Genomic DNA, 13,173 nt, shown 5'->3' with positions numbered 1-13,173 from the left:
CCTGCTCGCCGTCGACCGGATCGGTCTCGACGGACCGATCCCGTTCGCCGGGCTCATGGTGTGGGCGGCGCTCGCCGGGGTCGTCATCCCGTGCGCCGTGCTCCTCGTGGTGTTCCGCGGCAAGCTCTTCGGCCGGTACACGCCGGTCGCGGTGCGCGGTGCCGCCGACCCGGTGTTCTTCTGGTCGGCCTCGGCGGTGCTCGTCGCGCTCGTCGTCGCACTGACCGCGGGCGTGACCGTCTGGATCGCCGCCGTGGTCGCTGCGGTGGTGCTCGTCGTCGTCGCCGCCTTCCGCGCGCCGTCGGAGCTCCGGATCTCCCGCGTGCCGTGGTCCACCCTGCTGTTCGCCGCGGGGCTCTTCGTCGTCGTCGAGACCCTGCACACCACCGGGCTCACGGACCCGATCGTGGACGCGCTGCCCGGAGGCACCGGGACGGGTCCGCTCCTGGCACTCGGCGGTGCCGGCGCGGTGGCGGCGAACGCGATCGACAACCTGCCCGCCTACCTCGTGCTCGAGCCCGCGGCCGGGCACGAGGCCCTGCGGTACGCGGCACTCCTCGTCGGCGTGAACGCCGGCTGCCTCATCACGCCGTGGGCATCGCTCGCGACGCTGCTGTGGCACGCCCGGCTGTCGTCCGAGGGCGTCCACCTGTCGTGGGGGCGCTACATGGCGCTCGGGTGCATCGTGGCACCGCTCACGGTCGTGGCCGGGGTGCTCGCGCTGCGGCTCTGACCCGGCCGGGGCGCTACAGCCAGTCCTTCGTCTTGAACACGCGGTACAGCGTCAGCGACGAGGCGATGATGAGTCCGAGGGAGAAGTAGAGGCCGCTCCACTGGCCCATCCCCGGGAACTTCAGGTTCTGGCCGAAGAACCCCGTGATGGCCGTCGGGATCGCGATGATCGCCGCCCAGCTCGTCACCTTCTTCATCACCGTGTTCTGCCGGTTCGACGCCAGGTTGAGGTTCGTGTCGAGGACGCTCGACACCGCGTCGCGGAGCTGGTCGACGGAGTCCGTGATCGACACGAGGTGGTCCTCGACGTCGCGGAAGTAGGGGCGGATGCCGTTCGAGATGGTCTCGGCGTCGCCGTGCAGCAGCGAGGCGACGCTGTCCCGGGTCGGGACCACCTGGCGCCGCAGGACGCCGAGGGCCTTCCGGAGCCGGAACGACCGCCGCTGGATCTGCTGCTCGCGGGGCGTGCCGTGCTCGAAGAGGTCCTCCTCGAGCTCGTCGATCCGCCGCTCGATGTCCTCGACCGCACTCGTGGCGTGGTCGGTCACCGCGTCGAGCAGTCCCCACACCAACCACGGGACACCGTGGTCGGCGAGGTCCGTGGTCGCCTCGAGCCGGCGTTCGACGGACCCGGTGTCGACGTCGGCGCCGTGGATCGTGACGAGGGCGTGTGCGGTGACGAACGCCTTCACCTCGTGGACGGTGAGGTCCCCGGCGTGGTCGAGACCGTCCACGTCGTAGACGACCAGGAAGAGGCTGTCGCGGTAGCGGTCGAGCTTCGGTCGTTGGCCGCGTTCGACGGCGTCCTCGACCGCGAGCGCGTGGATGCCGAGCTCGGCCTCGACGTGCTCGAGGTCGGTCGGGTCCGGGTCGGTGTAGTCGACCCAGACGAACGTGCCGTCCTCGGCGATGAGGTCGGAGATCCGGTCGACCGGGAAGTCGCGTTCCGCCGCCGTGCCGTTCCGCCACGCCCGTGTCATGACCATGCCCCGAGCCTACTGAGCCGCGGGCTCCGGAACCCCAGGGCCGGCCGTGCGCGAGCTGCCCGTCCCGGCGGAGCCGCCACAGCGCCTCGGAATCCGCCGATCCGCCGTGAATCCGCTGTCGGCACGCTGGTAGCTTCGGCACCGAACCCGGCGATCGTGCCGGGCGGAACGGAGATCCCAGCACCCCATGGCAGCACCCCGCACCGACCAGACCCGCTACGCGTTCGTCGTCGCCTCGAACCGCCTGCCGGTGGACCGCGTCGTCGACGAGGACGGCAACGAGGGCTGGCGGCACTCGCCCGGCGGTCTCGTCACGGCGCTCGAGCCGGTGATGCGCGCGAACGACGGTGCCTGGGTCGGCTGGGTGGGTCAGCCCGACGTCGAGGTCGCCCCGTTCGACAACGAGGGCATCCACATCGTGCCCGTCCCCCTGAGCAACGACGACGTCGAGGAGTACTACGAGGGGTTCAGCAACGACACCCTCTGGCCGCTCTACCACGACGTCATCGAGCACCCGAGCTACCACCGCGACTGGTGGAACGCCTACAAGCGCGTGAACCAGCGGTTCGCCGAGCAGATCGCCGAGATCGTGGAGCAGGACGGCATCGTCTGGGTGCAGGACTACCAGCTGCAGCTCGTCCCGGCGCTCCTCCGTGCGATGCGACCCGACCTGACGATCGGGTTCTTCAACCACATCCCGTTCCCGCCGGTCGGCATCTACGCCCAGCTCCCGTGGCGCGCGCAGATCCTCGACGGACTGCTCGGTGCGGACGTCATCGGGTTCCAGCGGCACGACGACGCGAGCGACTTCCTCCGCGCGGTCCGGCACATCAAGGGCTACACGACCAAGGGGCAGACGATCGACGTCCCGGTCGACGACCCGGACGCCCCGCGCAGCCGCAAGGGCATCACCGTGCGGCACGTCGAGGCCCGGCACTTCCCGATCTCGATCGACGCCGCCGGCTTCGAGGAGATCGCGCACCGCCCCGAGGTCCAGGAGCGCGCCCGCGAGATCCGCGCGAGCCTCGGCAACCCGAAGACGGTCCTGCTCGGCGTCGACCGGCTGGACTACACGAAGGGCATCCGGCACCGCATCAAGGCCTTCGGCGAACTCGTCGAGGACGGCCGGATCCGGGTCGAGGACGCGACGCTCGTGCAGGTCGCCAGCCCGAGCCGCGAGCGTGTCGACACGTACGCGACGCTCCGCGACGAGATCGAGCTCACGGTCGGCCGGATCAACGGCGACCTCGGCGTGATCGGACACCAGCCGATCGCGTACCTGCACCACGGCTACCCGCGCGAGGAGATGGTGGCGCTCTACCTCGCCGCCGACATCATGCTCGTGACGGCCCTCCGGGACGGCATGAACCTCGTCGCGAAGGAGTACGTCGCGGCCCGGTTCGACAACGACGGCGTCCTCATCCTGTCCGAGTTCGCCGGTGCCGCCGACGAGCTGAAGCAGGCCGTCATCGTCAACCCGCACGACATCGGTGCGCTGAAGGACTCGATCCAGCGCGCCATCGAGATGCCGAGGCGTGAGCGGTCCACCCGCATGCGCGCGCTCCGGAAGCGCGTCCGCGACAACGACGTGGCGCGCTGGTCGCGCTCGTTCCTCGAGGCCCTGGACCGGCACGCGCCGAAGAACGCCCAGATCGACCCCTCCGCGGCCGACCCGAAGGACCAGCACCGCGAGGCGCAGACGGACAACATGTCGATCTTCGACCAGGACGCGCAGACCGCGCGTGCGGCCGAGGACACCCGGGAGGCGCGGGATGCCTGAGACGACGACCGACCAGACCGCGATCGACCGGGCCCTCGAGACGCTCGCGGCTGCGCCGCGACTCATCGTCGCCCTCGACTTCGACGGCACGCTCGCGCCGTTCGCCGACGACCCGTCCCAGGTCGGCGCGCTGCCGGGCTCGTGGGCCGCGGTCCTCACCCTGCACCGCGCGAAGGACACCGAGGTCGTCCTCGTCTCGGGCCGCCCGCTCGGCAGCCTCGTGGCGGTCACGCACGCACCCGAGGACATGGCACTCGTCGGCTCGCACGGCGTCGAGTGGCGCGTGGACGGGCACGACGAGGCCGCGCTGACGGCCGACGAGCAGGCCCGCGTCGCTCGGATCGGTGCCGCGCTCGACGCCGTCGGGGAGCGGTTCCCGGGCGTCGTCATCGAGCACAAGCCCGCCGGTCACGGTGTGCACACACGCCGGGTCAGCGCCGAGGTCGCCGCCGAGGCGGACCAGGCCGCGAGCGCAGCGGCGCACGACGCCGACCCCGAGGTCCTCGAGCGCGGGGGCAAGGACATCCTCGAGTTCGCCGTCCGGCACGTCACGAAGGGCGACGCGATCGCCCGCCTGCGCGACCTGCACGGCGCCGACGCGGTGTTCTTCGCCGGCGACGACGTCACCGACGAGGACGCCTTCCGCGTGCTCGGTGACGGCGACGTGGGCGTCAAGGTGGGGGAGGGCGACACGCTCGCCGGCTACCGCGTGGCCGACCCGACCGCCCTGACCGCCGTCCTGAAGCAGCTCGCCCGGGCGCGCGCGACGCGACCGGCCTGACGGACCCGACCCGCGCCTCCCGGCCCGCCAAGGCCCGACCGCATGCGAACGCATGTTGTTGTCCGCCTGGTATCCCAACTGCGCCTAGACTCACCCCATGCCTGACATCGACGTGAAGCCCCGCAGCCGGGTCGTCACCGACGGGATCGAAGCAACCACCTCGCGTGGCATGCTGCGGGCCGTCGGCATGGGCGACGAGGACTGGGAGAAGCCGCAGATCGGGATCGCGTCCTCCTGGAACGAGATCACCCCCTGCAACCTCTCCCTCGACCGCCTCGCGCAGGGCGCCAAGGAAGGCGTCCACTCCGGCGGCGGGTACCCGCTCCAGTTCGGGACCATCTCCGTCTCCGACGGGATCTCGATGGGCCACGAGGGCATGCACTTCTCCCTCGTCTCGCGCGAGGTCATCGCCGACAGCGTCGAGACGGTCGTCAACGCCGAGCGCCTGGACGGCACCGTCCTGCTCGCCGGCTGCGACAAGTCCCTGCCCGGGATGCTCATGGCCGCGGCGCGACTCGACCTCGCGAGCGTCTTCCTCTACGCCGGCTCGGTCATGCCCGGGTACGTCAAGCAGGCCGACGGCACGATGAAGGAAGTCACGATCATCGACTCCTTCGAGGGTGTCGGCGCCTGCAAGGCGGGCACGATGAGCGAAGAGGAGCTCAAGAAGATCGAGTGCGCCATCGTCCCGGGCGAGGGCGCCTGCGGTGGCATGTACACCGCGAACACCATGGCGTCGGTCGCCGAGGCCCTCGGCATGTCGCTGCCCGGTTCGGCGGCGCCGCCCAGCGCGGACCGTCGTCGTGACTACTACGCGCACCGCTCCGGCGAAGCCGTGGTGAACATGCTCCGGCACGGCATCACCGCGCGCCAGATCCTGACGAAGGAGGCGTTCGAGAACGCCATCGCCGTCGCCATGGCGCTCGGAGGCTCCACGAACGTCGTCCTCCACCTCCTGGCGATCGCGCACGAGGCCGAGGTCGAGCTGTCCCTCGACGACTTCAACCGCATCGGCTCGAAGGTCCCGCACCTGGCGGACATGAAGCCGTTCGGCAAGTACGTCATGGTCGACGTGGACCGCAACGGCGGCATCCCGGTGATCATGAAGGCACTGCTCGACGCGGGTCTGCTGCACGGCGACGTCATGACCGTCACGGGCAAGACCCTCGCCGAGAACCTCGCCGAGATCGATCCGCCGGCGCTCGACGGCGAGGTCTTCCGCACGCTCGACAACCCGATCCACGCCACCGGCGGCCTGACGATCCTGCAGGGCTCGTTCGCCCCCGAGGGCGCGGTCGTGAAGACGGCCGGGTTCGACGCCGAGGTCTTCGAGGGCCCGGCACGGGTGTTCGACCGCGAGCGCGCCGCCATGGACGCCCTCACCGAGGGGCAGATCCGGAAGGGCGACGTCGTCGTCATCCGGTACGAGGGCCCCAAGGGCGGACCCGGCATGCGCGAGATGCTCGCCATCACCGCGGCCATCAAGGGCGCTGGACTCGGCAAGGATGTACTACTGTTGACGGACGGACGATTCTCAGGCGGCACAACCGGCCTGTGCATCGGCCACATCGCACCGGAAGCGGTGGACGCAGGTCCAGTCGCATTCGTGCGCGATGGCGACCGCATCCGTGTCGACATCGCGGCTCGCTCGCTCGACCTACTGGTCGACGACGCCGAGCTGGAAGCCCGCCGAGCAGGCTGGGCCCCGCTGCCCCCGCGCTACACCCGCGGAGTCCTCGCGAAGTTCGCGAAGCTCGTCCAGTCCGCCGCCAAGGGCGCGGTCACGGGCTAGCGTCGACACACGCACCATCGCCACCTCTCCAGGCAAGGAACACCTCATGCCCACGGAAGCCACTCCGCTGTCCGCGGCCGCCGGTGCACGCCGGACGCCGGAGATCCTGACCGGCTCGGGAGCCGTCCTCCGGACGCTCGAGCACCTCGGGATCACCGACGTCTTCGGCCTGCCGGGCGGTGCCATCATCCCGTTCTACGACGAGCTGATGGCGTCCACGACGATCCGCCACGTCCTCGTCCGGCACGAACAGGGCGCCGGCCACGCCGCCGAGGGCTACGCCTCGGCGTCCGGCAAGGTCGGGGTCGCCATCGCGACCTCGGGCCCCGGCGCGACGAACCTCGTCACCGCGATCGCCGACGCCTACATGGACTCGGTGCCGTTCATCGCGATCACCGGCCAGGTGTTCTCGACGCTCATGGGCACCGACGCCTTCCAGGAAGCCGACATCGTCGGCATCACGATGCCGATCACGAAGCACTCGTTCCTCGTGACCGACCCGGCCGACGTGCCGGCGACCCTCGCCGCGGCGCACCTCATCGCGACGACCGGGCGCCCCGGCCCCGTCCTCGTCGACATCACGAAGGACGCCCAGCAGAAGTCGGCACCGTACGTCTGGCCGCCCAAGATCGACCTGCCCGGCTACCGTCCGGTGACCAAGGCGCACGGCAAGCAGATCGCCGCGGCCGCCCAGCTCCTGGCCGAGGCCGAGCGCCCGGTGCTGTACGTCGGCGGCGGGGTCGTCCGCTCCGGCGCGACGGCTGAGCTGCTCCGCTTCGCCGAGGCCACCGGTGCGCCGGTCGTCACGACGCTGATGGCCCGTGGCGCGTTCCCGGACTCGCACCCGCAGCACCTCGGCATGCCCGGCATGCACGGCACCGTCCCCGCGGTGCTCGGGCTGCAGGACAGCGACCTGATCATCGCGCTCGGCGCCCGGTTCGACGACCGCGTGACCGGCAAGGCCGACGAGTTCGCGCCGAACGCCAAGGTCGTGCACGTCGACATCGACCCGGCCGAGATCTCCAAGATCCGTTTCGCCGACGTCCCGATCGTGGGCGATGCGCGCGAGGTCCTGGTCGACCTGCTCGACGCCTGGAACGGCGTGCCGGCGGACGAGCGTGCCTCCACCGCCGACTGGTGGACGAAGCTCGACCAGCTGCGCACCGACTTCCCGCTCGGCTACGCGGAACCGACCGACGGGCTCCTCGCACCGCAGGCGATCATCCGCCGCATCGGCGAGCTCTCCGGCCCCGAGGCCGTGTACGCCTCCGGTGTCGGTCAGCACCAGATGTGGTCGGCGCAGTTCATCAAGTACGAGCGGCCGAACGCCTGGCTGAACTCCGGCGGCGCCGGCACGATGGGCTACTCCGTCCCCGCGGCGATGGGCGCGAAGGTCGCCCAGCCCGACCGCGTGGTCTGGGCGATCGACGGCGACGGCTGCTTCCAGATGACGAACCAGGAGCTCGCGACCTGCGTCATCAACGACATCCCGATCAAGGTCGCGGTGATCAACAACTCGTCGCTCGGCATGGTGCGGCAGTGGCAGACGCTGTTCTACGACGGACGGCACTCGTTCACCGACCTGCAGACCGGACACGGCACCCGCCGGGTCCCGGACTTCGTGAAGCTCGCCGACGCCTACGGTGCCCTCGGCATCCGCGTCGAGAAGCCGGAGGAGGTCGACGCCGCCATCCAGCTCGCGCTCGAGACGAACGACCGCCCCGTGGTGATCGACTTCGTCGTGAGCCGCGACTCGATGGTCTGGCCGATGGTCCCGCAGGGTGTCAGCAACTCGTCCATCGAGTACGCCCAGGCCCTCGCCCCCACGTGGGACGACGAGGACGCCGACATGACGGGGGAAACCGCATGAGCCACGTCCTCTCCCTCCTCGTCGAGGACAAGCCGGGTCTGCTCACGCGCGTCGCCGGCCTCTTCGCCCGACGCGGGTTCAACATCGAGTCCCTCGCCGTGGGCAACACCGAGGTCGACGGCCTCAGCCGCATCACGGTCGTCGTCGACGTCGAGGACCTCCCGCTCGAGCAGGTGACGAAGCAGCTCAACAAGCTGGTCAACGTCATCAAGATCGTCGAGCTGGACTTCTCGCAGTCCGTCCAGCGCGAGCACATGCTCGTGAAGGTGCGGGTGGACAACCAGACGCGGTCGGCCGTGCTCGAGGCAGTGAACCTGTTCCGTGCACAGGTCGTCGACGTCGCGAACGACTCGCTCATCGTCGAGGTGACCGGCGACCCCGGCAAGATCCAGGCGATCCTCCGCGTGCTCGAGCCCTACGGCATCAAGGAGCTCGCCCGCGCGGGCCTCCTCGGCATGGGCCGTGGGCCCAAGAGCATCACCGACCGGGTGCGCTGACCGCGACCCGTGGCGGACTGGAGGCGCGGGTCGCCACCCGCACCGCGCCTCCAGGCCGCCTCCTCCCGACTCCACGCAACGAACGCTTCCCGAACCGACCACAGGAGAACCACCACCGTGACTGACATCGTGTACGACGCCGACGCCGACCTGACGCTCATCCAGGGCAAGAAGGTCGCCGTCATCGGGTACGGCTCGCAGGGCCACGCCCACGCCCTCAACCTCCGCGACAGCGGCGTCGAGGTCAAGATCGGCCTGCAGGAGGGCTCGAAGAGCCGCCAGAAGGCGGAGGAGGCCGGGTTCGAGGTCCACACCCCCGCCGACGCCACGGCGTGGGCCGACGTCGTCGTCATCCTCGCGCCGGACCAGGTCCAGCGCATCGTCTACGCCGAGGACATCAAGCCCAACCTCAAGCCGGGCGCGACGCTCGTCTTCGGGCACGGCTTCAACATCCGCTTCGGCTACATCGAGGCCCCCGAGGGCGTCGACGTCTCGCTCGTCGCGCCGAAGGGCCCCGGGCACACCGTGCGCCGCGAGTACGAGGCCGGCCGCGGCGTCCCGGTGATCGTCGCCGTCGAGGTCGACGCGTCGGGTTCCGCCTGGGACCTCGCGTGGAGCTACTCGAAGGCCATCGGCGGGCTCCGCTCCGGCGGCATCAAGACGACCTTCACCGAGGAGACCGAGACCGACCTGTTCGGCGAGCAGGCCGTCCTCTGCGGTGGCACGTCGCAGCTCATCCAGTACGGCTTCGAGACCCTGGTCGAGGCGGGTTACCAGCCGCAGATCGCCTACTTCGAGGTCCTGCACGAGCTCAAGCTCATCGTCGACCTCATCTGGGAGGGCGGCCTCACCAAGCAGCGCTGGTCGATCTCCGACACGGCCGAGTTCGGTGACTACGTCTCCGGCCCGCGCGTGATCTCGCCCGAGGTCAAGGAGAACATGAAGGCCGTCCTCGCGGACATCCAGAACGGTGCCTTCGCCAAGCGCTTCATCGACGACCAGGACGCCGGTGCGCCGGAGTTCAAGGCGCTCCGCGCCAAGGGCGAGAACCACCCGATCGAGGCGACCGGACGCGAGCTGCGCGCCCTGTTCGCGTGGAAGTCCAACGACGCCGACTACGTGGACGGTTCGGCCGCGCGGTAGTCTTCGCACCACACTCGACGTCGAGGCGGCGGTGCACCCGCACCGCCGCCTCGCGATGTGACCCGAACGTTATGCAGCTCTTCACGACCACCCCCGACGCCGCACACCGGCGTGTCCTCGGCGTTCCCGGGGACGTTTCGCGACGGCCGTCGTCCCTCGCGGACGTGTGCGGTCCTCATGTCGTCGTCCAGCATGGGAGGATCGTCGGATGGCGGTGACGAAGCGAGCGGTCCACATCGGCGCCGGCAAGATCGGACGCGGGTTCGTGGGTCAGTTCCTGGTCGCGAGCGGCTACGAGCTCACCTTCGTGGACGTCGACGACCGCGTCGTCACGGCCCTCAACGAGGCCGGGCGGTTCGTGGTGCACGAGGTCGGCGAGATGCCGGTCGAGCACCTCGTCTACGGCTTCCGCGCCCTGAGCAGCAAGACCGAGCGCGAGCAGGTCGTCCGGGCCATCGCCGAGGCCGACGTCGTCACGACCGCGGTCGGCGCCCGCACCCTGCCGCTCGTCGCCCCCGTCATCGCCGAGGGGCTCGCCGCCCGGCCGCTCGATCGTGGCGACGTCACGATCGTGGCGTGCGAGAACGCCTTCAACGCGACGGACTCGCTGCACGCCAGCATCCGCCGTGCCCCGATCCTCGAGGACCGCGACATCGCGGCGGTCTTCGCGAACTGCGCGATCGACCGCATCGTCCCCGACCAGTCCGGCGTGCTCGGACAGTCCGGCGGCCTCGACGTCGTGCTCGAGCCCTTCTACGAGTGGGTCATCGAGCGCACGCCCTTCGCCGAATCGGACGCCGAACCGCCCGCGATCGACGGCGTGACCTGGGTCGACGACCTGCAGCCGTTCGTCGAGCGGAAGCTCTACACGGTGAACACCGCCCACGCGACCGCCGCCTACCACGGCTACGTGCGCGGCATCCGTCTCATCCGCGAGGCGCTCGAGGACCACGACGTCCGCGCCGAGGTCGACGGCGTCCTGGCCGAGACCACCGCGCTCCTCGTCGCCAAGCACGGCTTCGACCCCGAGGAGCACGCGCGCTACGTCGCCGCGAACCTCGCCCGGATCGCCAACCCGCACCTGCCGGACACCACCGTCCGGGTCGGACGCAACCCGCTGCGGAAGCTCGGTCGACGCGAACGCTTCGTCGGCCCCGCCGCACAGCTCGCCGAGCGCGGGCTCCCCGTCGACCACCTGCTCGGCGCCGTCCGGGTCGCGCTCGACTTCGACGACGAGAACGACCCCGAGTCGATCGAGCTGCACGCGCTGCTCCGCTCGGGTGCGACGGCCCACGCGCTCACCGAGATCCTCACCGGGCTGATGGAGAGCCACCCGCTGTTCCCCGCGGTGCGCGAGGTCGTCGCCGAGGTCCTCGAGACCCAGCCCGCCGACGTCTGAGGACCGGGCGCACAGCTCGTCCATGGTCGAGCCCGAGCGGCTCGCCTCGTAGGATCGAGGCATGACCACGGCAGCATCCCCGCCCGACGGCTCGGTCGACCACGACGACGACGCCCTCAGCTGGGGCGACGCCGACGACGCGACCCACGTCGACGCGGCACACAACCCGGTCACCGTGAAGGCGCGAGCCGGACGCGACCCCGAGGCCCCCGAGACCTCGGGCGCGCTCATCGGCTTCGGCGTCTTCGGTGGCCTGTACCTGCTCTACACGGTCGCCTGGCTGCTCACCGCCTCGACCTCGTACGTCTCGAACGTCGACACCGTGCTGACCGTCTTCGTCGAGGTCCTCCGGTTCCTCTCGATCGTCGCTCCGGCACTCTGGTTCACCGTCGTCCTCTGGGCCGGTCGCGGACAGCGCACCCGCAGCCGTCTGCTCTGGATGCTGCTCGGCGCCCTCGTGCTCTTCCCCTGGCCGTTCCTCATGACCAGGAGCTTCGGGTGACCGCCGCGACCCCGACCGTCCGCCGTCCCTCGGGGGCGTTCGTCGGCAAGCTCGTCGTCTGGGTGGTGTTCGCGCTGCTCTTCGCGTACATGACCGTGCAGAGCATCGGCAACCTGGTGACCGTCTCGCAGTCCGTCCGGGCGTTCAACGCGTTCCTCGGGACCACCTCCGGCGGCGACTCGCTCGCGCGGAGCACCCCGTGGGCGTGGCTCGTCCTCGACTCGCGATCGCGCCCGTGGCTTTCGCCGTGGCGCTGTGGGTGAGTCGCCGCGCGCGGCTCGCCGTCNCGGTCGGCGTCTTCGTCCTCGCCTTCGCCGCGGCCGGNGCGCCGNGGCTCGCCCNGCAGCCGNTCGTCCCGCGNCNGCCGGNCNTCNGNCGCNNCCNCNGNNGGNCNGGNGNNGNGNNNCNNGNNNNCNCCGCGCCTCCTGTCCGTCAGGTGGTCGCCCACCGGGCCGACCCTGCGGTCGTAACCACGTCCACACGTCGATACGATGGTGGGATACCGCCCGTCTCGTGTGAGGAAACTGCAGCTGTGCCGAAGCCGGTCGTCCTGATCGCCGAAGAACTCTCGCCCGCCACAGTCGACGCCCTCGGGCCCGACTTCGAGATCCGGAACGTGGACGGTACCGACCGCCCCGCGCTCCTGGCCTCCCTCGCCGACGCGCACGCCATCCTGGTGCGCTCCGCCACCAAGGTCGACGCCGAGGCGATCGCCGCGGCCCCGAACCTCAAGGTCGTCGCCCGTGCCGGCGTCGGCCTCGACAACGTCGACATCAAGGCGGCCACCACCGCAGGCGTCATGGTCGTGAACGCGCCGACGTCGAACATCATCTCGGCCGCCGAACTCACGGTCGGCCACATCCTGTCGCTCGCGCGCCACATCCCCGCCGCGCACGCGTCGCTCGCGGCCGGCACCTGGAAGCGTTCCGCGTACACGGGTGTCGAGCTCTACGAGAAGACCGTCGGGATCATCGGCCTCGGCCGGATCGGCGCGCTCATCACGCAGCGGCTGCAGGCGTTCGGCGTGCAGGTGATCGCGTACGACCCGTACGTCACCACGGCCCGTGCCCAGCAGCTCGGGGTCGAGCTCGTCTCGCTCGAGGACCTGCTGAAGCGTGCGGACTTCACCACCATCCACATGCCGAAGACGCCGGAGACCGTCGGCATGATCTCGGACGACCAGTTCGCGCTCATGAAGCCGACCGCCTTCGTCGTGAACGTCGCCCGCGGCGGGCTCATCGACGAGGACGCACTGCACCGTGCGCTGACGTCGAACACCATCGCCGGCGCCGGACTCGACGTCTTCGTCTCCGAGCCCCCCAAGGACTCGCCGCTCGTCGCGCTCCCGAACGTCGTCGTCACGCCGCACCTCGGCGCCTCGACGGACGAGGCCCAGGAGAAGGCGGGCGTCTCCGTCGCCAAGTCGGTGCGCCTCGCCCTCGGCGGCGAGCTCGTGCCCGACGCGGTCAACGTCGCCGGCGGCGTCATCGACCCGTACGTGCGCCCGGGCATCCCGCTCGTCGAGAAGCTCGGCCAGGTCTTCACCGGCCTCGCCACGTCGCCCGTGACGAGCATCGACGTCGAGGTGCACGGCGAGCTCGCCGAGTACGACGTCAGCGTGCTGAAGCTCGCGGCGCTCAAGGGCGTGTTCACCGACGTCGTCAGCGACCAGGTGTCGACGTCAACGCCCG

General features: G+C 70.6%; 12 protein-coding genes. 11 read left to right on the top strand and 1 reads right to left on the bottom strand.

Annotation, left to right across the window (positions count from 1 at the left end):
* Positions 1–733, top strand: a 733-nt coding sequence (locus I5E_RS15400; RefSeq protein ID WP_031262914.1) for an ArsB/NhaD family transporter, incomplete at its 5' end; no start/stop codon positions are given.
* A gap of 13 nt (positions 734–746) precedes the next feature.
* On the opposite strand, the gene I5E_RS15395 is transcribed toward I5E_RS15400, so the two are convergent.
* Positions 747–1,718, bottom strand: coding sequence for a magnesium transporter CorA family protein (locus I5E_RS15395; RefSeq protein ID WP_022907768.1), 972 nt, complete (start codon positions 1,716–1,718; stop codon positions 747–749).
* Between the two features lie 187 nt (positions 1,719–1,905).
* Here I5E_RS15395 and otsA point away from each other — a divergent pair, with 187 nt between their 5' ends.
* From otsA to serA, 10 genes are all read left to right on the top strand, one after another.
* Positions 1,906–3,498: an alpha,alpha-trehalose-phosphate synthase (UDP-forming) gene (gene otsA / locus I5E_RS15390; protein ID WP_022907767.1), complete on the top strand. Its 1,593-nt coding sequence runs from the start codon at positions 1,906–1,908 to the stop codon at positions 3,496–3,498.
* A complete protein-coding gene (gene otsB, locus I5E_RS15385; RefSeq protein WP_022907766.1) occupies positions 3,491–4,279 on the top strand; it encodes a trehalose-phosphatase in 789 nt (262 codons plus the stop codon). Before otsA ends, otsB begins: the two co-directional genes overlap by 8 nt.
* Before the next feature lie 97 nt (positions 4,280–4,376).
* Positions 4,377–6,071 carry a dihydroxy-acid dehydratase gene (ilvD, locus tag I5E_RS15380; RefSeq protein ID WP_022907765.1) on the top strand — a complete coding sequence of 565 codons (1,695 nt, stop codon included), beginning with the start codon at positions 4,377–4,379 and terminating at the stop codon, positions 6,069–6,071.
* Between the two features lie 46 nt (positions 6,072–6,117).
* Complete coding sequence (locus tag I5E_RS15375) at positions 6,118–7,941, top strand: acetolactate synthase large subunit (RefSeq protein WP_022907764.1); 1,824 nt, start codon at positions 6,118–6,120, stop codon at positions 7,939–7,941.
* Positions 7,938–8,438: an acetolactate synthase small subunit gene (gene ilvN / locus I5E_RS15370; RefSeq protein ID WP_022907763.1), complete on the top strand. Its 501-nt coding sequence runs from the start codon at positions 7,938–7,940 to the stop codon at positions 8,436–8,438. Before I5E_RS15375 ends, ilvN begins: the two co-directional genes overlap by 4 nt.
* A gap of 117 nt (positions 8,439–8,555) precedes the next feature.
* Positions 8,556–9,581 (top strand): ketol-acid reductoisomerase, encoded by a 1,026-nt coding sequence (ilvC, locus tag I5E_RS15365; RefSeq protein ID WP_022907762.1) that lies wholly within the window; start codon positions 8,556–8,558, stop codon positions 9,579–9,581.
* Between the two features lie 208 nt (positions 9,582–9,789).
* Positions 9,790–10,980 carry a mannitol-1-phosphate 5-dehydrogenase gene (locus tag I5E_RS15360; RefSeq protein ID WP_022907761.1) on the top strand — a complete coding sequence of 397 codons (1,191 nt, stop codon included), beginning with the start codon at positions 9,790–9,792 and terminating at the stop codon, positions 10,978–10,980.
* 61 nt (positions 10,981–11,041) lie between these two features.
* Entirely contained in the window at positions 11,042–11,482 is a 441-nt protein-coding gene (locus I5E_RS15355) for a hypothetical protein (protein WP_022907760.1), read from the top strand.
* On the top strand, positions 11,479–11,745 hold the full coding sequence (locus tag I5E_RS15350; RefSeq protein WP_022907759.1) for a hypothetical protein: 267 nt from the start codon (positions 11,479–11,481) through the stop codon (positions 11,743–11,745). Before I5E_RS15355 ends, I5E_RS15350 begins: the two co-directional genes overlap by 4 nt.
* Before the next feature lie 269 nt (positions 11,746–12,014).
* The coding region (gene serA, locus I5E_RS15345) for a phosphoglycerate dehydrogenase (RefSeq protein ID WP_022907758.1) at positions 12,015–13,173 on the top strand (1,159 nt) is incomplete at its 3' end.

It is taken from the genome of Curtobacterium sp. B18 (assembly GCF_000333375.1).
GTDB lineage: Bacteria > Actinomycetota > Actinomycetes > Actinomycetales > Microbacteriaceae > Curtobacterium.
This window is presented reverse-complemented; position numbering and strand designations above follow the sequence as displayed.

Excerpts from the sequence above, each read along its gene's own strand:
- I5E_RS15375 (WP_022907764.1), top strand. The coding sequence starts at position 6,118 with ATGCCCACGGAAGCCACTCCGCTGTCCGCGGCCGCCGGTGCACGCCGG.
- otsA (WP_022907767.1), top strand. The coding sequence starts at position 1,906 with ATGGCAGCACCCCGCACCGACCAGACCCGCTACGCGTTCGTCGTCGCC.
- ilvN (WP_022907763.1), top strand. The coding sequence starts at position 7,938 with ATGAGCCACGTCCTCTCCCTCCTCGTCGAGGACAAGCCGGGTCTGCTC.
- otsB (WP_022907766.1), top strand. The coding sequence starts at position 3,491 with ATGCCTGAGACGACGACCGACCAGACCGCGATCGACCGGGCCCTCGAG.
- I5E_RS15355 (WP_022907760.1), top strand. The coding sequence starts at position 11,042 with ATGACCACGGCAGCATCCCCGCCCGACGGCTCGGTCGACCACGACGAC.
- I5E_RS15395 (WP_022907768.1), bottom strand. The coding sequence starts at position 1,718 with ATGGTCATGACACGGGCGTGGCGGAACGGCACGGCGGCGGAACGCGAC.
- I5E_RS15360 (WP_022907761.1), top strand. The coding sequence starts at position 9,790 with ATGGCGGTGACGAAGCGAGCGGTCCACATCGGCGCCGGCAAGATCGGA.
- ilvD (WP_022907765.1), top strand. The coding sequence starts at position 4,377 with ATGCCTGACATCGACGTGAAGCCCCGCAGCCGGGTCGTCACCGACGGG.